The organism is Pseudomonas sp. TE3-3-F2023 (genome assembly GCF_036784815.1).
Lineage (GTDB): Bacteria > Pseudomonadota > Gammaproteobacteria > Pseudomonadales > Pseudomonadaceae > Aquipseudomonas > Aquipseudomonas pudica.
The window spans coordinates 1,699,551-1,717,951 of the sequence record NZ_CP145113.1; the positions used below are offsets into that span (position 1 = coordinate 1,699,551).

22 protein-coding genes are annotated in these 18,401 nt (G+C 62.8%); 12 read left to right on the top strand and 10 right to left on the bottom strand.

Features of this window, described 5'->3' with window-relative positions; translation table 11 throughout:
- Nucleotides 1-51: 51 nt before the first annotated feature.
- Complete coding sequence (locus V3314_RS07695; protein WP_046616015.1) at nt 52-570, top strand: acyloxyacyl hydrolase; 519 nt, start codon at nt 52-54, stop codon at nt 568-570.
- Between the two features lie 300 nt (nt 571-870).
- On the opposite strand, the gene V3314_RS07700 is transcribed toward V3314_RS07695, so the two are convergent.
- From V3314_RS07700 to V3314_RS07720, 5 genes are all read right to left on the bottom strand, one after another.
- A complete protein-coding gene (locus tag V3314_RS07700) occupies nt 871-1,572 on the bottom strand; it encodes an SDR family NAD(P)-dependent oxidoreductase (RefSeq protein WP_135002622.1) in 702 nt (233 codons plus the stop codon).
- Nucleotides 1,569-3,011: a deoxyribodipyrimidine photo-lyase gene (gene phrB, locus V3314_RS07705; protein WP_338460106.1), complete on the bottom strand. Its 1,443-nt coding sequence runs from the start codon at nt 3,009-3,011 to the stop codon at nt 1,569-1,571. Before phrB ends, V3314_RS07700 begins: the two co-directional genes overlap by 4 nt.
- Nucleotides 3,002-3,901 carry a MerR family transcriptional regulator gene (locus V3314_RS07710; RefSeq protein ID WP_196182853.1) on the bottom strand — a complete coding sequence of 300 codons (900 nt, stop codon included), beginning with the start codon at nt 3,899-3,901 and terminating at the stop codon, nt 3,002-3,004. Before V3314_RS07710 ends, phrB begins: the two co-directional genes overlap by 10 nt.
- Nucleotides 3,891-4,859: a DUF523 and DUF1722 domain-containing protein gene (locus V3314_RS07715; protein ID WP_085601916.1), complete on the bottom strand. Its 969-nt coding sequence runs from the start codon at nt 4,857-4,859 to the stop codon at nt 3,891-3,893. The genes V3314_RS07710 and V3314_RS07715 overlap by 11 nt, the downstream gene beginning before the upstream one ends.
- Nucleotides 4,860-4,960: 101 nt before the next feature.
- Nucleotides 4,961-5,947: an NAD(P)/FAD-dependent oxidoreductase gene (locus V3314_RS07720; RefSeq protein ID WP_046616020.1), complete on the bottom strand. Its 987-nt coding sequence runs from the start codon at nt 5,945-5,947 to the stop codon at nt 4,961-4,963.
- A gap of 186 nt (nt 5,948-6,133) precedes the next feature.
- Between V3314_RS07720 and V3314_RS07725 the strand changes: the two genes are divergently transcribed.
- Both V3314_RS07725 and hemH read left to right on the top strand, forming a co-directional pair.
- Nucleotides 6,134-7,039: a TIGR01777 family oxidoreductase gene (locus V3314_RS07725; RefSeq protein WP_085601917.1), complete on the top strand. Its 906-nt coding sequence runs from the start codon at nt 6,134-6,136 to the stop codon at nt 7,037-7,039.
- A 13-nt stretch (nt 7,040-7,052) separates the two neighbouring features.
- Nucleotides 7,053-8,066 (top strand): ferrochelatase, encoded by a 1,014-nt coding sequence (gene hemH, locus V3314_RS07730; RefSeq protein WP_338460107.1) that lies wholly within the window; start codon nt 7,053-7,055, stop codon nt 8,064-8,066.
- 132 nt (nt 8,067-8,198) lie between these two features.
- On the opposite strand, the gene V3314_RS07735 is transcribed toward hemH, so the two are convergent.
- Together V3314_RS07735 and upp are read right to left on the bottom strand one after the other, a co-directional pair.
- Nucleotides 8,199-9,473, bottom strand: coding sequence for a uracil-xanthine permease family protein (locus V3314_RS07735; protein ID WP_046616023.1), 1,275 nt, complete (start codon nt 9,471-9,473; stop codon nt 8,199-8,201).
- Between the two features lie 2 nt (nt 9,474-9,475).
- On the bottom strand, nt 9,476-10,114 hold the full coding sequence (upp, locus tag V3314_RS07740; RefSeq protein WP_011532223.1) for a uracil phosphoribosyltransferase: 639 nt from the start codon (nt 10,112-10,114) through the stop codon (nt 9,476-9,478).
- Between the two features lie 162 nt (nt 10,115-10,276).
- Here upp and V3314_RS07745 point away from each other — a divergent pair, with 162 nt between their 5' ends.
- The 4 genes from V3314_RS07745 to V3314_RS07760 all read left to right on the top strand — a co-directional run bounded on the left by V3314_RS07745 (nt 10,277) and on the right by V3314_RS07760 (nt 12,228).
- A complete protein-coding gene (locus V3314_RS07745; protein WP_016501490.1) occupies nt 10,277-10,834 on the top strand; it encodes a hypoxanthine-guanine phosphoribosyltransferase in 558 nt (185 codons plus the stop codon).
- Nucleotides 10,835-10,836: 2 nt separating this feature from the next.
- Nucleotides 10,837-11,310: a WbuC family cupin fold metalloprotein gene (locus tag V3314_RS07750; RefSeq protein WP_046616024.1), complete on the top strand. Its 474-nt coding sequence runs from the start codon at nt 10,837-10,839 to the stop codon at nt 11,308-11,310.
- Between the two features lie 88 nt (nt 11,311-11,398).
- Nucleotides 11,399-11,869 (top strand): hypothetical protein, encoded by a 471-nt coding sequence (locus V3314_RS07755; protein ID WP_025337696.1) that lies wholly within the window; start codon nt 11,399-11,401, stop codon nt 11,867-11,869.
- A 68-nt stretch (nt 11,870-11,937) separates the two neighbouring features.
- Nucleotides 11,938-12,228 (top strand): PA4642 family protein, encoded by a 291-nt coding sequence (locus V3314_RS07760; RefSeq protein WP_046616025.1) that lies wholly within the window; start codon nt 11,938-11,940, stop codon nt 12,226-12,228.
- Nucleotides 12,229-12,405: 177 nt separating this feature from the next.
- Here V3314_RS07760 and mqo read toward each other — a convergent pair whose 3' ends face one another.
- Both mqo and V3314_RS07770 read right to left on the bottom strand, forming a co-directional pair.
- Entirely contained in the window at nt 12,406-13,914 is a 1,509-nt protein-coding gene (mqo, locus tag V3314_RS07765) for a malate dehydrogenase (quinone) (RefSeq protein ID WP_338460108.1), read from the bottom strand.
- Nucleotides 13,915-14,514: 600 nt separating this feature from the next.
- Nucleotides 14,515-14,748, bottom strand: a complete 234-nt coding sequence (locus V3314_RS07770) for a hypothetical protein (RefSeq protein ID WP_338460109.1) — start codon at nt 14,746-14,748, stop codon at nt 14,515-14,517.
- A gap of 145 nt (nt 14,749-14,893) precedes the next feature.
- Between V3314_RS07770 and V3314_RS07775 the strand changes: the two genes are divergently transcribed.
- The gene (locus V3314_RS07775) at nt 14,894-15,478 is read left to right on the top strand and encodes a YajG family lipoprotein (protein WP_013970929.1); all 585 of its coding nucleotides are present in this window, start codon (nt 14,894-14,896) and stop codon (nt 15,476-15,478) included.
- A 198-nt stretch (nt 15,479-15,676) separates the two neighbouring features.
- The gene (locus tag V3314_RS07780) at nt 15,677-15,937 is read left to right on the top strand and encodes a hypothetical protein (protein ID WP_338460110.1); all 261 of its coding nucleotides are present in this window, start codon (nt 15,677-15,679) and stop codon (nt 15,935-15,937) included.
- A gap of 33 nt (nt 15,938-15,970) precedes the next feature.
- On the opposite strand, the gene V3314_RS07785 is transcribed toward V3314_RS07780, so the two are convergent.
- Nucleotides 15,971-17,140 carry a 1-acyl-sn-glycerol-3-phosphate acyltransferase gene (locus V3314_RS07785; RefSeq protein ID WP_338460111.1) on the bottom strand — a complete coding sequence of 390 codons (1,170 nt, stop codon included), beginning with the start codon at nt 17,138-17,140 and terminating at the stop codon, nt 15,971-15,973.
- Between the two features lie 122 nt (nt 17,141-17,262).
- Here V3314_RS07785 and V3314_RS07790 point away from each other — a divergent pair, with 122 nt between their 5' ends.
- From V3314_RS07790 to V3314_RS07800, 3 genes are read left to right on the top strand one after another with little or no spacing between them, the layout of a single operon-like run.
- Nucleotides 17,263-17,445, top strand: a complete 183-nt coding sequence (locus tag V3314_RS07790) for a CPXCG motif-containing cysteine-rich protein (RefSeq protein ID WP_012270508.1) — start codon at nt 17,263-17,265, stop codon at nt 17,443-17,445.
- Complete coding sequence (locus tag V3314_RS07795; RefSeq protein WP_046616029.1) at nt 17,445-17,705, top strand: DUF2007 domain-containing protein; 261 nt, start codon at nt 17,445-17,447, stop codon at nt 17,703-17,705. Before V3314_RS07790 ends, V3314_RS07795 begins: the two co-directional genes overlap by 1 nt.
- 15 nt (nt 17,706-17,720) lie before the next feature.
- The gene (locus tag V3314_RS07800; protein WP_085601919.1) at nt 17,721-18,341 is read left to right on the top strand and encodes an SOS response-associated peptidase; all 621 of its coding nucleotides are present in this window, start codon (nt 17,721-17,723) and stop codon (nt 18,339-18,341) included.
- Nucleotides 18,342-18,401: the final 60 nt, after the last annotated feature.

Consider the following 18,401-nt stretch of genomic DNA (forward strand, 5'->3'; position numbering starts at 1 on the left):
CTTTGCCTGACATGAGGCGGATACCAAAAACAGCAAAGAAGGATGTTGCTCATGAAGAAGCTGCTCGGCTTGGCGGCGGTTGCCGTCTTCACCCTGGGGCACTCACTGGCGGCGCAGGCTGCCGACGTTTCGTTTTCGGTGGGGCAGACCGGGGACTCGACCATGGTCTACCGGTTGGGGCTGCAATCGAATTGGGACGCGAGCTGGTGGCAAACCAGCGTCGGTCGCCTGACAGGGTACTGGGATGGGGCCTACACCTATTGGGATGGGGACGAGACTGCGAGCAACCATAGCCTGTCGTTCGCGCCGGTGTTCGTCTACGAGTTTGCCGGAGAATCGGTGAAACCATACATTGAGGCGGGGATTGGCGTGGCGGCGTTTTCCAGCACCGAGTTGGAAGACAACGAATTGGGTTCGGCATTCCAGTTCGAGGACCGTATCGGCTTTGGATTGCGCTTTGCCGGTGGCCACGAGATTGGCGTGCGGGCGATTCACTATTCCAACGCAGGTATCAAGCAGCCCAACGATGGGGTGGAGAGCTATACCCTGCATTATCGCATGGCGCTCTGAGCTCTCCTGTGCGGCCTCTTCGCGGGTGAATCCGCTCCCCCACAGGGGGGCTTACATAGCTTGAGATCTATGAGGTACCTGGGGGAGCAACTGTCTTGCTCCGTTACTCAGGCTACCTCGTCACCTTCTAGGAGCAGCCTTGTGCTGCGAAGAAGCCATTACTGCAGAAGAACACCGCTGCCTACTGTCCTCTTCGCAGCACAAGGCTGCTCCTACAGGTTATGCGCATGACTTCAAGCCGATGCGCTCGAGGTGGGAGCCGGCTTGCCGGCGATAGCGCCGGTACGGTCACCACATCAATTACTTGTGTGCCAAAGGCCACAGGCCATTGAGATCCAGAGCTTCCAGTACAAGCTCGGGCTCCCTCTGCGGCCACCGCCGCAGCAGCTCTTCTGCCGCACTCTGCGGCGTCCATGCCTCCGGTATCGCGTGCGCCGATGTTACAGGTGTTTTCAACGACTGCGGTCCCACCACGGTCAGCTCAACCCCTTGCGCCTTCAACGCCTGACGCTGCTCGCGCATCCATTGCGGCATGTTGTTCCAGCCTGCAGGCACCTGCGTCGGTGCATGCAATTGCAGCGCCGAATAACGGTTGAATACCGCCATCACCTGCGGCGAGTCACCCTTCGCCAGCAAAGGCAGCGCACTGGCCAGGCAATGCTCGCCTGCCAATTGGTTGTCAGTGACGATAGCCTCGAACAACTCGCTGTCCGCCACATCGTCCGCCAGGTAATCGCTGGTACCCGCATTGATGATCAAGCCGTCCAGTGCGCACCAGGCATGGCATATCTGCTGGCCGGCCTGGGCCGCCTGATGCTCTTCGTGCAGCTGCCACGGCACGCGCAGCAGCTGGCTGCCATAGCGCTCAGCCAAGGCATCCAGTGCCTCACCATGCTTGGCGCTTGCAGCTACCCGATGTCCTTGCTCGAGCAACTCTTCCACTAACGCCAGGCCTAGTCCATTGCCTGCTCCCGTCACCCAGATACTGCGTGCGTTGTTCAAGATGCTGCCCTCTGATACTGCCGGCGCGGGAGGTTCTTGAATGCCTCCAGTGCGCGCTGACGACTTCTGTCGAGATCGACAATTGGACTGTGGTAGGAATATCTAGCAAAAAGATCGGCCGACTTCATGGGGAAATGAATGGCTTTTTCATCCAGCCCCTGCAATTCCGGTAGCCAGTGCCGAATGAAACGCCCCTGCGGGTCGAAACGCTGCGACTGTGAAACCGGGTTGAAGATGCGGAAGTAGGGCACTGCGTCGGTGCCTGTGGATGCGCTCCACTGCCAGCCGCCGTTGTTGGCGGCCAGGTCGCCGTCTATCAGGTGGCGCATGAAATGCCGCTCGCCCTTGCGCCAGTCGATCAACAGGTTCTTGCTGAGGAACATGGCCACGATCATGCGCAGGCGGTTGTGCATCCACCCTGTATCCAGCATTTGGCGCATGGCGGCGTCGATGATCGGGAAGCCGGTTCGGCCCTGTTCCCAGGCTTCGAGGTCGTCCGGTGCGTCGCGCCAGGGCAGCGCTTCGGTCTGGGCGCGGAAGGCGCGGTGACGCGAGACCTGTGGATAACCAGTCAGTATATGTTTGTAGAATTCACGCCAGAGCAGTTCGTTGATCCAGGTTTGCACACCGCTGCTGCCGCTGTCGAACTCGCCGCGGTTGCTGGCCAGGGCACCGTGCAGGCACTGGCGCGGCGAGATCACGCCTGCGGCGAGGTAGGCCGAGAGCTGGCTGGTGCCTGGCTTGGCAGGCAAGTCACGCAGCTGTTGGTAGTCGTCGATGGTTTCGTCGAGAAAACTGGTCAGCCGCGCCTGCGCTTCGGCTTCGCCGGCCGGCCAGTGGTCGCGCAGTGCTTGCGCAGGTTTTTCGAAGCCGTCCACATGCTGAGGGATCGGGTCGCTGCTGACCTGCAACGGTGCCTGACGTTTCACCCGGTGAGCCAAGGCGGGGAGGCTGTGGTGCAGGTGCTCCAGGCAGTTCTTCCTGAACTGGCTGAACACCTGGAAATAGTCGCCGCTGCGGGTAAGGATGGTGCCAGGGCGGAACAACAGCTGGTCGAGGTGGCTGTGGGCCTGGATGGACGACTTTTCCAGCAGCATGCGGGTGGCGTCGTCGCGACGTTGCTCGTTGATGCCGTACTCTTCGTTCCAGTGCACGCTTTGCACCTGATGTTGGCGACAGACATCGAGTACGGCCTGTGGCGCCTGGTCCCAGGTGTCGATCTTGCGGATCAGCAGGGGGATGTTCAGTCGCTCCAGCGACTGGCGTAGGTCGCGCAGGTTTCGCAGCCAGAAGTCGACTTTGCAGGCGGCGTCGTCGTGGGCCAGCCATTGCCCGGGGCTCACCAGCCACAGGGCTAGGGTCGGGCCGCGTTCGCTGGCGGCGCTGAGCGCGGTGTTGTCATCGATGCGCAGGTCGCTGCGCAGCCAGGTCAGGTGCATGGTGCGATCATCTCTCCAGGCTGGCGGTCGTGGGCTTGCAGCAAACGCAATGCCGCCTGTGGGGTATCGAACAGGGCAAGGTTGGGTAGCCTGAGGGCACGCAGGCGGGCTTCATGCAGTGCCAGCGTCGGTCCGCCGACCAAGGTCGGCACGAGCAGGTTGGACAGGGTACGTTGCAGCGCCTTGTCATCGATGCGTGGCCCCAGGTGCAGCAGCACGGCTCGCGGCTTGAGCATGGTGACGGCGCGTTGCAGATGCGCGCCGGTGATGGTGTGTTCCAGCACTTCGACCGGCAGGCCGTTGCTGGTGAACAGCCAGGCGCACAACCACAAATCGGGGCTGAAGGTGTGTTCGCTGTCTTCGGCCAGCAAGATGGCAGGGCCTTGCAGCAACTGGTTGTCGTGGTAGACCCGGGCGCCCAGCTTGCTGCGCAGCCAGCTGTGGAAAAACACCTGCTCCAGCCGTGCATTGAAATAGTTGCGCCAGCGCAGGTCGAGGAGATCGAGCAGTGGCAACAGCAATTGTTCGCACAGGGTGACGGCCGGGTACAGGGCCATGGCCTGGTTGAGCTGCTGGTCGAGGGCGCGCTGCGACAGCGTTGCGATGGCTTCGATCAGCTGGAGCTGCCGGGCTTGCCAGTCGCCTTTCGGTGGCGAGCTGGCCGGCTTGTCGAGCAGCTCGCGTACCTGGCCGACGGAGGCGCCGCGTTGCAGCCAGGCCAGGATCGCCTCGACGCGTTCGACCTGCTCCAGCGGATACAGGCGATGGCCCTTGGCGGTACGCTGGGGCTTGAGCAGGCCGTAGCGGCGCTCCCAGGCGCGCAGGGTGACGGGATTGACGCCGGTGCGGCGAGCCAGTTCGCCGATGGGCAACAGGATTTCAGACGGCATTGCGCAAGCCCAGGCGCTCGGGATGCGGCTGCAGGTAGGCCTGCTGCTGCAGATACGGATCGGGGTGCTTGCGCAAATGGTGCTTGAGCAGGGTCAACGGCACTATCAGAGGCACAACGCCTTGCTGGTACTGGCCGATGATGGCTTGCAGCTCGGCTTTGTCCTGCTGTGTGAGGGTATCTTTGAAGTAGCCGCTCAGATGCTGCAGCACGTTGCAATGAGTGCCACGGCTGGCACAGCGACGCAGAGCTTGCATCAACTGGCTGAAATAGCGCGGGCCGAAGCTTTGCGGGTCATCGTCCTTGCTCATGCTGCCGAGCATGCGCCCGAGGCTGCGGTAGGCCTGCGGGTTGTTAGCCATCAGCAGGTACTTGTAGCGCGAATGGAACCGTACCAGGGCGCCACGGCTCAGGCCTTCGGCCAGCAGGCGCTGCCAGTCGGCGTAGGCGTATACGCGGCTGATGAAGTTCTCGCGCAGCACAGGGTCGTGCAGGCGGCCTTCTTCTTCCACCGGCAGGTCCGGGCGCCGTGCGCAGAACGCCTGGGCGTATACGCCCCGCCCACCGTGCAAGGCCGGGTGGCCATTTTCCTGGTACACCTTGACCCGTTCCAGGCCACAGGAAGGCGATTTCTGCATGAAGATGTAGCCGCAGATATCGTCGAGTTCGACTGCCATTTGCTCGCCGTAGCTGCGCAGAGGGCCGGTCAGGTCCATGCCGGGGTTGCGGGTACCTACCACTTCCGGCCGGTCGGGGTTGCCGACCAGGCGGATCGGGTCGCGCGGTACGCCCAGGCCGATGGCCACCTCCGGGCACACCGGTAACCAGTCGAAATGTTCCTCGAGTTGCATACGGCACAGGTCGGAGGCCTTGTGGCCGCCGTTATAGCGCACGCTGTGCCCGGTCAGGCAGGCGCTGATGGCGATGCGCGGCTTGCTGTGGGCGGATGGGTCGTGCATGGGCTGTCTCCAAGAAACCTGTACGAGACTAAAAATTTGTACAGGTTCATTCCAGCACAGCCCGGAAGTTATGCAAACCAGTTTTTTTGTATAACCCTACATCACTCGAGGTGTTCGAGCAGCCGACGCGCTGCTTCCTGGCCGCTGAGCCAGGCGCCTTCGACACGGCCGGACAGGCACCAGTCGCCGCACGCGTACAAGCCCTGGTCAGCATCGGCCAGCGCGCCCCATTCATGGTTGCTGCTCGGGCGGGCATACAGCCAGCGGTGGGCCAAGGCAAACGTAGGGGCCGGCACCACGCAGCCAACCAGTTCGGCGAACTCTCCCCACAGCTGTTCGATCACTTCTTCCTTGGGCAGGTCGATGTGTTGCCGGCTCCAGTCCGGGGTGGCGTGCAGTACCCAGGTGTCGAGGTGCTCGTCGCGCCCGGGCTTGCTGCGGTTGCGCGCCAGCCAGTCGAGCGGGTTGTCCTGCACGAAGCAGCCTTGCATCGGGGTGTCCAGCGGGGTCTGGAAGGCCAGGGCGACGGCCCAGGTGGGTTCCATCTGCACGCCGGCGGCAACCGCAGCGAGCTTCGGGGTAGAGGCCAGCAGCGGCGTGGCCTGCGGTGCCGGCACGGCGATCACCACGCGGCTGTAGGGGCCGTGGCTGCAGCCTTCGGTGTCCTGCAGGTGCCAGTACTGCTTGCCGCGGAACACTTCGGCGATGCGGCAGCCGAAGTTGACCGTCACGTCCTTGAGAAGGCCGCGGGTGATTGCACTCATGCGCGGCACCCCCACCCAGCGCGTCTGCTCGTCGGGGGAGGGGCTGAGTTCACCATCGCGGTAATTGTACAGCTGTGGCTTCCATTGCTCGGCCCAACCAGCGGCAACCCACTGCTGTACCTGCTCGACAAAGCGCCGGTCACGGGCGGTGAAATACTGGGCGCCGAGGTCCAGCGCGCCAGCTTCGCTGCGCTTGCTGGCCATGCGCCCGCCACTGCCGTGGCCTTTGTCGAACAAATGCACGGATTGCCCGGCCTTCTGCAAGGCCTGGGCGGCTGACAGACCGGCGATACCGGCCCCGATGATGGCAATAGGTACTGTCATGATGGCCTCTTCAAACCTTGCTGTAAGCAGACTACGCTGTCAGGCAAACCTGTACAATGCTCAAATGTTGTATAAGGTTATTCCGTGTTGCAGGCAGGTTGGCCTATGTTTATCCGAGAGCGTCGGGTCAAAAAAGTGCCTTGATGTTAAAAATAGACCACCGCCGCATTCTGCGAGGACACAGCCATGCATATATTGCTGACAGGCGGCACCGGGTTGATTGGCAAGCACCTGTGCCAGTACTGGCTCGGCCAGGGTCATCGCCTGACGGTATGGAGCCGGCGACCCGAGCAGGTACCGAAAATCTGTGGGGCCGGCGTGCGTGGCATTGCCCGCCTTGAGGAACTGGAGGCGGATGATCACCTGGACGCAGTGATCAACCTGGCCGGTGCGCCGATTGCCGATCGGCCTTGGACGGCGGCCCGGCGCAACCTGCTGTGGGCCAGCCGCGTCACCCTCACCGAGCAGCTGCTGGCCTGGCTGGGCAGCCGCGAACAGCGCCCGGAAGTGCTGATCTCCGGCTCTGCGGTGGGCTGGTACGGAGACGGTGGCGAACGCGAGCTGACCGAGGCTTCGCCGCCGGTGCGCGAAGATTTTGCCAGCCAGCTGTGCATCGCCTGGGAAGAGACGGCGCTGCGTTCCCAGGCCCAGGGCATTCGCGTGGTGCTGGTGCGTACCGGCTTGGTGCTGGCCAGTGACGGCGGCTTTTTGTCGCGCCTGCGGCTGCCCTTCAAACTGGGGCTGGGCGGGCCTTTGGGCGACGGGCGGCAGTGGATGCCTTGGGTCCATATAGAAGACCAGGTCGCCCTGATTGATTTTCTCTTGCAGCACAAGGATGCCAGCGGTCCTTATAATGCCTGCGCCCCGGAGCCGGTGCGCAACCGCGAGTTTGCCAGGCGCCTGGGCCGCACCTTGCACCGGCCGGCGTTGCTGCCAGTGCCGGCACTGCTGCTCAGGGCCGGGCTGGGTGAACTGTCGACCCTGCTGCTCGGCGGCCAGCGCGCCCGCCCGGTACGCTTGCTGGCGGCAGGCTTCAACTTCCGCTTCAACGATTTGCAATCGGCCCTGGACAACCTGTCCAGCCGCCTCTGACATAGGATGCTGCATGACCGATCACGCCCTGCTGCTGGTCAACCTGGGTTCCCCGGCCTCCACCTCGGTGGCTGATGTGCGCCACTACCTCAACCAGTTCCTCATGGACCCGTACGTGATCGACCTGCCTTGGCCGGTGCGGCGCCTGCTGGTGTCGCTGATCCTGATCAAGCGCCCTGAGCAATCGGCCCACGCCTATGGCTCGATCTGGTGGGAGGAGGGCTCGCCGCTTGTGGTGCTGACCCGTCGCCTGCAGGCGGCAATGGTCGAGCACTGGCCCCATGGCCCGGTGGAGATTGCCATGCGCTATGGCCAGCCGGCCTTGCCCGAGGTGCTGGAGCGTCTGGTCGCACAGGGGGTGCGCAAGGTGACCCTGGCACCGCTTTACCCACAGTTCGCCGACAGCACGGTGACCACTGTGGTGGAGCTGGCCAGGCAGACGGTCAGTGAACGCCAGTTGCCGTTGCAACTGCGCGTGCTGCAGCCGTTCTACGAGCACCCGGACTACATCGAGGCACTGGCGGCCAGCGCCAGGCCTTATCTGGAGCAGGATTATGACCACCTGTTGCTGAGCTTCCATGGTTTGCCGGAGCGGCACCTGAAGAAGCTCTACCCGGCCGGCAAGCATGACCTGCGCGCGGCGGATTGTTGCGAAGGTGCCAGTGCCGAGGTGCGTGCGGTGTGTTATCGCGGGCAGTGTCTGGCCACGGCCAAGGCTTTTGCGCAGAAGCTGGGCATACCGGACGGCAAGTGGTCGGTATCGTTCCAGTCGCGGCTCGGGCGCGACAAGTGGATCGAGCCCTACACCGAAACCCGGCTGGATGAACTGGCCAAGGCTGGGGTGAAGCGCTTGTTGGTGATGTGCCCCGCGTTCGTTGCCGATTGCATCGAGACGCTGGAGGAGATCGGCATGCGCGGCAGCGAGCAGTTCGTCGAGGCCGGTGGGCGGGAGCTGGTGCTGGTGCCGTGCCTGAATGAACACCCGGAGTGGGTGAAAGCGCTGGCGGGGTTGTGCGAAAAAGCCTGACTTCCAGGTTGCCTGTACCGGCCCTATCGCCGGCAAGCCAGCTCCCACAGGATGCTCACAGTTCTCCAAACCTGTGGGATACCTTTGGGAGCTGGCTTGCCGGCGATAGGGCCAGATCAGGCTAAAGCCGGATCAAGGCAACTGATCATCCAGCTTCTTGTGCTTCCACCCATCATTGCCCGGCAAGATCAGGTTCAGGGCGATAGCCACGATGGCGCACAGGGCGATGCCTTTCAGGCCCCAGTCATCCGGGCCGTCACCGCTGCCGATCAGCACGCCGCCGATACCGAACACCAGGGTCACCGACACGATCACCAGGTTGCGTGCTTCGGCCAGGTCGATCTTGTGGCGGATCATGGTATTCATGCCCACCGCCGCGATCGAGCCGAACAGCAGGCACAGGATGCCACCCATCACCGGTACCGGGATGCTTTGCAGCAGGGCGCCGAACTTACCGATGAAGGCCAGGGTGATGGCGAACACCGCCGCCCAGGTCATGATTTTCGGGTTGTAGTTCTTGGTCAGCATCACCGCGCCAGTCACTTCGGCATAGGTGGTGTTGGGCGGGCCGCCGAACAGGCCGGCTGCGGTGGTGGCCAGGCCGTCACCCAGCAGGGTGCGGTGCAGGCCGGGCTTCTTCAGGTAGTCGCGGCCGGTCACGCTGCCGACTGCGATCACCCCGCCGATGTGCTCGATCGCCGGTGCCAGGGCAACCGGGACGATGAACAGGATGGCCTGCCAGTTGAACGCTGGCGCGGTGAAGTTGGGCAGCTCCAGCCACGGTGCGGCGGCGATCCTGGCAGTGTCGACCACGCCAAAGGCGAACGACAGGGCAAAGCCTACCAGCACGCCGGCAATGATCGGCACCAGACGGAAGATGCCCTTGCCGAACACGGCGACGATCAGCGTTGTCAGCAGGGCCGGCATCGAGATCATCATGGCGGTCTTGTAGGGCAGCAGCACGCTGCCGTCACCGGCCTTGCCCATCGCCATGTTGGCGGCGATCGGCGCCATGGCCAGGCCGATGGAGATGATCACCGGGCCGATCACCACCGGTGGCAGCATGCGGTCGATGAAACCGGTGCCTTTGATTTTCACCATCAGGCCCATGAAGGTGTACACGAAGCCTGCGGCCATCACGCCGCCCATGGTCTCGGCCAGGCCGAACTGGCCCTTGGCGAGGATGATCGGGGTGATGAAGGCAAAGCTCGAGGCCAGGAACACGGGTACCTGGCGGCCGGTGACCAGCTGGAACAGCAGGGTGCCGATACCGGCGGTGAACAGCGCGACGTTCGGATCGAGGCCAGTGATCAGTGGCATCAGCACCAGCGCGCCGAATGCCACGAAGAGCATCTGCGCGCCTGAAACGACCTGGCGCCAGAGCGGGTCGTTGAAGCCGTCCTGCATGGTCAGGCGTCCTTTTGCTTGGTGCCGAAGATCTTGTCACCTGCATCGCCCAGGCCCGGCACGATGTAGCCGTGTTCGTTCAGGCGCTGGTCGATCGAGGCGGTGTAGATCTGCACATCCGGGTGGGCTTTTTCCACCACTTCGATGCCTTCAGGCGCGGCGACCAGGACCATGGCGCGGATCTCTTTGCAGCCGGCTTTCTTCAGCAGGTCGATGGTGGCGACCATCGAACCGCCGGTGGCCAGCATCGGGTCGATGATCAGGGCCAGGCGCTGGTTGATGTCGGGAGCGAGCTTTTCCAGGTAGGTGTGGGCTTCGAGGGTTTCCTCGTTGCGGGCAACGCCGACGGCGCTGACCTTGGCACCCGGGATCAGGCTGAGCACGCCGTCGAGCATGCCGATGCCGGCACGCAGGATCGGTACCACGGTAATCTTCTTGCCGGCGATTTTTTCAACTTGTACCTTACCGCACCAGCCATCGATCTCGTAGGTTTCGAGCGGCAGGTCCTGGGTGGCTTCGTAGGTCAGGAGCGCGCCGACTTCCTGGGCAAGTTCGCGAAAATTCTTGGTGCTGATATCGGCACGGCGCATCAGGCCGAGCTTGTGGCGGATCAGCGGATGGCGGATCTCACGAGTGGGCATAGGAGGGCTCCGAAAGGCGGGCAAAAAAACCGCGCTAGATTAATCTATTCAGCCTGTGCTGTCGTCTGGTCATTCTGGACGTTAGTCCATAAATGCTTGATCTGTGACGAGCGGATGCGTACCTTTGCCCGCTTTTCCAAAATGCACCCCCCGGAGAGCGCCATGTCCGCCGATCTCGAGCATATCCGTCAAGTCATGCGTGAAGCTGACTGCCTGTACACCGAAGCCGAAGTCGAAGCGGCCATCGCCAAAGTCGGCGAGCAGATCTGCAAGGACCTGCACGACAAGAACCCGGTGGTGTTCTGCGTGATGAACGGCGGCCTGATCTTCTCCGGCAAACTGCTGACCCACCTGCAGTTCCCGCTGGAAGCCAGCTACCTGCACGCCACCCGCTACCGCAACCAGACCAGCGGCGGCGAGCTGTTCTGGAAGGCCAAGCCCGAAGTGTCGTTCATCGACCGTGACGTATTGATCGTCGACGACATTCTCGATGAAGGCCACACTCTCAGCGCCATCATCGAGTTCTGCAAGCATGCCGGTGCGCGCTCGGTGCACACGGCGGTACTGATCGACAAGGACCATGACCGCAAGGCCAGCCCGGATCTCAAGGCCAACTACGTGGGCCTACCCTGTGTCGACCGCTACATTTTCGGTTACGGCATGGACTACAAAGGCTACTGGCGCAACGCCAACGGCATCTTCGCCGTCAAGGGGTTGTGATCATGCGCCAGCCTGCGTTCATCGACCAATCGCTGTTCGCCGGGCTGGCTGCACAGGCTGCCGCCAACCCGCGCGGGCGGCAGCATCACACCTTCCATGAGATGGAGGACCCCTGCCATCGCATGGCGGTCGGGCTGCAACCGAGCACCTATATCCCGCCGCATCGCCACCTGAGCGCCGACAAGGCTGAAACGCTGATTGCGCTCAAGGGGCGCTTCGGCCTGTTGCTCTTCGATGAGCAAGGGGCGGTGACCGACAAGCGAGTGCTGCAGGCGGGCGGCGACTGCCTGGGTGTGGATCTGGCTCCAGGTATTTACCATGGGCTGGTGGTGCTGGAGCCGGACAGCATCCTGTTCGAGTGCAAGGCCGGGCCGTATCGGCCAGTGGGTGAAGGCGAACATGCGCACTGGGCGCCGCGCGAAGGTGAAGAAGGCGTGGCCGAGTACCAGGCCTGGATGCGCGCGCAGTTCGATTGATGTTGCCTGCACCGGCTCCTACAGGGCGATAGGGTCATACGCCCCAGGCACTACATGCTAGAGTGCTCCTTCATTCAAGGAGCCTCACATGCGTGCGTTTCTTCCCCTCCTGCTGGCGGTCAGCCTGCCACTCGCCGCCGCACCGCTGCACAGCCAGTTCCTGCCACCTGACGACCAGTCCCTGCGCCAGGAAGCGCCGACCGGCCAGCAATTGCTGCAAGTGACCGACTACTCGGTGGTAGTGGGTACCCAGCGCCAGTCCGACCAGCAGCCGATCCCGATCACTTCGTCGTTGCAGGTGCGCCTCAAGGGCAAGCCGCTGAGCAAGGGCGCCACCATCGCCCAGGTGCTGCTGACCTTTGACGGTGAAGCGGCCAAGAGCCTGAAGAAACCCGTGTACGACGACAAGACCCGCACCCTGAGCCTGAATTACCCGCTCAGCGACTACCGCGTGATCATGGACCTGCTGCGCAACGAGACGCTGTATGTGCAGTTTCTAACGTATGGTAACGGACACGTCTGGGCCGACCTGCACACCGGTACCGTACGTACGCGTTGAGGCGCCCGGCCTGCGGGGGGTACACTGCCGGCCTTCGAAATTTCGTGATGGTCCAGTTGGAGTCGGCAATGCGTAAAGACAAGAAACAGGTAATCGGTGACGAGATCAGCGACGACTACATCAAGACGTTCCTTCAGTTCGAACCGGCCGATGGCGTGACTTCGCCGTCGCTGCACAAGCTGGTCAAGGCCTACCGCGGCCTGCGCATCGACGATTTCGAGCGTTTTGTCGGCTTCTTCGTCGACGCTGGGCTGGACCTGGATGGCAAGGACGAGCACGGCAAGACCTTTGTCGAGCAGATTGCCGACCAGCGCAATGCGTCGGATTACATCGAGATCATTGCCAAGGCCCGTGGCTGATTTTTAACCTGTGACGGCCCTTTCGCGGGCACGCCCGCTCCCACAGGGATGGTGCAGAGCCTGAGGGCGACGCCAAAACCTGTGGGAGCGGGCATGCCCGCGAAGAGGCCGGCACAGGTCAATGAGCAACCAGGCACAAAAAAACGCCCCGAGGGGCGTTTTTCGCTACCGGTCGAATCAGGCGTAATGCTTGGCCGCCGGGCTGCTTTCCACCAGGTCCAGCGCCACATCGTTGTCGGCACTGATCTTGTGGTACAGGGCAGCATCGGTCGCCAGAGTCTTCTCGCGAGCCGGGAAGATCTCCTTGAGCTTGGCAGCCCAGGCTCCCTTGGCCTGCTCGGGGAAGCAGCGCTCGATCAGTTCCAGCATGATCGACACGGTCACCGAGGCACCCGGCGATGCGCCGAGCAGTGCAGCCAGGCTGCCGTCCTGCGCCGAGACAAGCTCGGTACCGAACTGCAGCACACCGCCTTTCTTCGGGTCTTTCTTGATGATCTGCACGCGCTGACCAGCCACTTCCAGGCGCCAGTCTTCGGCCTTGGCCTGAGGATAGAAGCGACGCAGGGCTTCCAGGCGCTGTTCCATCGACTGCATCACTTCGCTGACCAGGTACTTGGTCAGGTCCATGTTGTCACGGGCCACTGCCAGCATCGGGCCGATGTTGCCCATGCGCACCGACAGCGGCAGGTCCATCAGCGAACCGTGCTTGAGGAACTTGGTGGTGAAGCCGGCATAGGGGCCGAACAGCAGCGATTTCTTGCCATCGACCACGCGGGTATCCAGGTGCGGTACCGACATCGGCGGGGCGCCGACTGCGGCCTGGCTGTAGACCTTGGCCTGGTGCTGCTTGACGATTTCCGGGTTGTCGCAACGCAGCCACTGGCCGCTGACCGGGAAGCCGCCGAAGCCTTTGCTTTCCGGAATGCCCGACAGCTGCAGCAACGGCAGGGCCGCGCCACCGGCGCCGAGGAAGACGAAGCGGGCGTCCACTTCACGGCTGCCGCCGCTGTTGACGTCCTTGATGCTCACGGTCCAGCCCTTGCCGTTACGGCGCAGGCCGACGACTTTCTTGCTGTACTTCACCTGCGCGTCCTGCGAGTCGCCGAGCAGCTTCAGCAGCTTGTTGGTCAGGGCGCCGAAGTTGACGTCGGTACCCTTGAGTACGCGGGTGGCGGCGATGTGCTGGTCGGCCGGGCGGCCTGGCATCATCAGCGGCATCCAGTCGTTCATCACGGCCTTGTCTTCGGTGTATTCCATTTCCGCGAAGGCATGGTGCTGCTTGAGCAACTCATAGCGCTTCTTGAGGAAGGAAACACCCTTGTCACCCTCGACGTAGCTCAGGTGCGGAACAGGGTTGATGAATGCACGCGCCGAGCCGAAGTTGCCCTTCTTGCTCAGGTAGGCCCAGAACTGGCGCGAAACCTCGAACTGGGTGTTGATGTGCACGGCCTTCTTGATGTCGATGCTGCCATCGGCGGCCTGGGGCGTGTAGTTAAGCTCGCACAGGCCGGCGTGGCCGGTGCCTGCGTTGTTCCAGGGGTTGGAGCTTTCCGCGGCTCCGGAGTCCATCGCCTCCACGACCTCAAGCTTCAGGGTCGGGTCGAGCTCCTTGAGCAGTACGGCCAGGGTGGCACTCATGATGCCCGCGCCTACCAGTACCACATCAACCGATTCGTTCTGCGCCATTTAACGCGTCTCCACAATCTACAGCTACCTAATTGACAGCACAGGACCTGGGTTTGCCAGGGTCGCCATGTCCGACTTTTCGCAGTTCTTGCAACTTCCGCGGACACCGCCAATCAGTCTTCGGGTTCGAGTATTGAACGCGGTTTGCCACGGGTGCGGCAATTCGACTTATGGTCAAGGTGTCGTGCGTGCGTTATGGAACGGCTCAGACACTCATACGGGATGAGCGCATTTGCCGCCTGTTCAGGGCTGTTCGGGACACATCTGCCGCTTTTGCACATGCCAGACTGTTCATTTGCTCGCCACACTCTTGTGAAGTTGTGAAAACCGTTTTTTCACGCTCTTTTGGAGACGTGAACCTCAAAAGGGGACTGCGCGATGGCAACCCGCAGGTTCATGCAGTGTGAAGGGCCGGAAAAGCAGGCACGACAGCCGATGCAAGACCTGAGTGGAAGGCTCTCTGTGGGCGAAGCGTTGAAGTTGCCGGGGTCAATCGGCGAGTGCGGGGCCCGATCAGGAGACGTCCTTATAATCGGGGGGAGATTATAGCGATGTCGCGGGCAGAAATGTCGCCATTCGTGGTTTTTATTGCAGCGTTTGTCAGGCCGCGAGGGTGCGCTGGCGCCAGCGGCGGCTTGCGCGGGCGCAAATCCGGGCGCCGGCGGGCAGCTCACGGCCCAGCCAGGCAAGCTGGATTTCGCCGACCTGGACCCAGCCGCTGTCGCTGGGCGCCTGGCTGCATTGCTTGAAGGCCAGGCATTTGCCGTTGGCGTCAAGGCGGGCATAGGCATTGTGGCGCGGGCGTTGGAAGAGCAGGGTCCAGAGCGAGGCCATGTCGACGAGTCCTTTGCGTTAGGGCTTGGCGCAAGGATAAGGGCGTGGTGATGAAACGATTGTGACAAGCGGGCCGGACCGATGACTGGCCGATGCGTGGCTGGGTATACTGTGGGCCTTCGCCGCTTTTTCTGGAGTAACGCGCATGTTGCAACGTCTGTTGTTCGGTTTGATCGCCGTGGCCAGCCTCAGCCTGGTCGGTTGTGCCCACAGCCCGCAACAACTCAACCCGCAACCCACGCTCAAGGCCCAGCTTGCCCCGGTCGGCCATGGCCAGCCGGTCGTGGTCCGGGTGGTTGACGGCCGGGCCTCGCAGTCCCTGGGCACTCGTGGTGGCATGTACCCCGAGACCAGCACCATCAGCGTCAGCGGTAACGACATCGTGCCCAAGCTGCAGGCCCAGGCCGAAGCCGCCGTGCGCCTGCTCGGCTTCACCCCGACGCCGAACGCCTACAACGCACCGCAGCTGACCGTGACCCTGGCCGAGCTGAAGTACCAGTCGCCGAAAGACAACCTGTACGTGACCGAGGCTACCATCGGCGCCACCTTCCGTGCCGACGTGTCCAATGGCGGCCGCCGCTACAGTGGTCGTTATGGCGCTTCGCTGGACCAGCGTTTCGGCATGGCGCCGAACCAGGAAACCAACACCCAGCTGGTGGGCGATGTGCTGAGCGATGCCCTGACCCGCATGTTCAAGGACCCGACCATCGGTCAGGTGCTGGGACAGTAAGCCTTCATCAGGTAAAACTAGACCCGCTGCCTGTGTTCCGGGCAGCGGGTTTTTTGTTGTCTGTGCCCGCGAAGAGGCCGGCCAATCCTCATGCCATGCCAGATGAAACTTGATGACACTTTGTCGCCTGGCCCGGGCGCCAGGGAACGACTTGGGTAAAATGTCGGCCTTTGCCGTCGCTCACACCGAGGTTGCGTGATGTCCTTGCAAGTACTCTGGGGGTTCCTGGCCACCCACCCGATCAAGCTGATCAATCTGCTGGCGCTGCTGCTGACTTGCCCGGGCGGGTTGCTGCTGCACAGTGCGCGGCGGCGCGAGGCCGAGACCCGCGAATACATGGCAATGGACGAGGGGGTAGTGGACGCGTTCGACCTTCGGGTGCCGCGCTATTTCTACATTCTCGGTTTTTCGTGCCTGGCGATGGCGTTGCTGTTGTCCTGGTTCAGTACCTGGATTTGAGATTTCAGGGCTGCAAAGCAGCCCTGGGATCGATCAGGCAACCGGTGCCTGCTGCCTGACCTGGTACTGGTTACGCACCGGCGTCGCATACTGCAGCACCAGGTACGGTCGCTGCTCCTCCGGGCAGGCATCCAGGCGGCGTTGCCATTCCTCTCTGGCCCGGGCCAGCTCATCAGCCGGGAACACCTTCTCGGCGCTGGGTACCTGCAGCGCCTCATCCTTGCCATCCCACATCGCATAGGCCAGGTAGTGCACCGGGAACAGACGGTAGCCACCGAGGATCTGCCGGTCGATTTCCGCTGCCAGCTGCTTGGTGTCCTCGTGGTACTCGGTCACCGGCGGGGCGAAGTTGATGTGCACCCGGCCCTTGTAGCCGGTAATGCCCTTGGCGATGCTGTTGTCGTCCTCGCCCGGCGCCTTCTTGTAGGTGCCGGTGGTGGCTCGGATGTACAGCTCGCGGGCCTTGGCCTGGTCGCACGGGTCGTATTCATAGCTGATCGACACCGGGGTCAGGTTCAGGCTCTGGATCACCGCGCCGAACGGCTCGTCCTTGCGGCTCATGTGGAACATCTTGAGGATTGCCGAATCGGTGCGGTCGTCACCGTCCTTGGCCCGGCCTTCGGCCTGGGCGATCCAGATCGACGTGGCGTCGTTGCGGATCGAGTGGTTGATGTAGGCCGAGAGCAACTGGTAGGCCGCCAGCTTCTCGCGGCGCCCACTGATCGAGCGGTGCACGATGAAGCTCTTGTTCAGGCGCATCATGTCGCTGACAAACGGCTTTTGCAGCAGGTTGTCACCAATGGCGATGCGTGGCGTGGGCAGGCCGGCGTGGTATACGGCGTAGTTGACGAAGGCCGGGTCCATGACGATGTCACGGTGGTTGGCCAGGAACAGGTAGGCGGTGCCGGCCTTGAGCTGCTCCACGCCCGAGTAGGTGACGCCGTCGGTGGCGCGGTCGATGGTCTGGTCGACGTAGTACTCGACTTTGTCCTGCAAGGTCGAGACACAGGTGACGCCGGCGAATTCCTTGCGCAGGCGGCGGGCGATCAGCGGTTTGAGCAACCAGCCGAGAGCACCGGCCGCACGCGGGAAGCGGAAGTGGGTGAGGATATCGAGGAATGCCGGGTCGCTGAGCAGGCGTGCCAGAACGGCAGGGACCTCAGCGTCGTCGTATGGTCGGATGGCATCGAATTCGCCCATCATGCTCTCTTGTTGGAAACGGCTAGGGTAATAAGGTAGGGACGGGATCCGAAAAACGGCTCGGACACACACAGGCCCTGTAAACAGACCGGCAATTATACGCATAAGTCACCCCGGAGGCCGCGATGCTGGAAACTGCTATCTACGATTGCCCTTATTGTGGCGAAGAAGTCGAAACCACGGTGGACCTGTCCGGTGGCGATCAGGAGTACATCGAGGACTGTCAGGTGTGCTGCAAGCCTATCCGCTTCGTGCTGCAAGTTCATGGCGAGGAGTGGATGCTGGATGTATTCGGTGAGAATGACTGATGCAGCGCATCTACGAACCGGAAAGCCTGCTCGAGGCTGAAATGCTGGCGGGGATGCTCGCCAGCGAAGGGATCGAGGCGCACCTGGTTGGCCGTGACCTGGTGGGTGCTGCCGGTGAACTGCCGATGCAGGGTTTGCTGGGGCTGGCCGTGGCAGATGAGCAGGCCGAGTACGCACGGCAGCTGATCGATGCGTACAATGGTGCCCAGCCATTGGTTGGCGACGAACCGGAGAGTTTCCCCGGTACCTTGATCTGCTAGGTTTTGAATTCGCCCATGTGTGGACGTTACGCCCTGTTTCGATGGCCCCAGGCTCTTGCCGGTCTGCCGGGCTTTCCCGTTGGCCAGCCAGCCCAATGGAACATTTCGCCCGGGGCTTCGGTGCTGATCCAGCGCCAGCTCGACGGCCAGCTGCAACTGGCCAGGGCGCGCTGGGGGTTGACTCCGGCCTGGCTCACCGACCTGTCCCGTACCCCCGCCCATGCACGCGCCGAAACCCTGGCCGAGCAGCCGATGTTTCGCGACGCGTTTCGCCAGCGCCGCTGCCTGATGCCAGCCAACGGCTTCTACGAATGGCGCGGTAGCGTGCGCAAGCGCCCCTACTGGCTGACCCCAGGGGAGGGCGCGTCTCTGTATTTCGCGGCTGTGTGGGAGGCTTACCCGGTGCAGGACCAGGTTTGGCTGAGTTGTGCGGTAGTGACCCAGGCGGCGATGAGTCAGCGTCGGCCACTGATAATGGACGATGCGGGGCAGGCGGCCTGGCTTGACCCGGGCACGCCGCTGGCCCGCCTGCATGAGTTGCTGGCCAGCCCGCCGGCGACCTTGCGCGAGCGGGCCCTGGCGCATTTTGTCAATGACCCGAAGCTGGATGCGCCGGAGTGCCTGACCCCGGCCTGATGTATGCCTGTGCCGGCCTCTTCGCCGGTGAAGCCACTCCTGCAACGATCGCATTGTCCC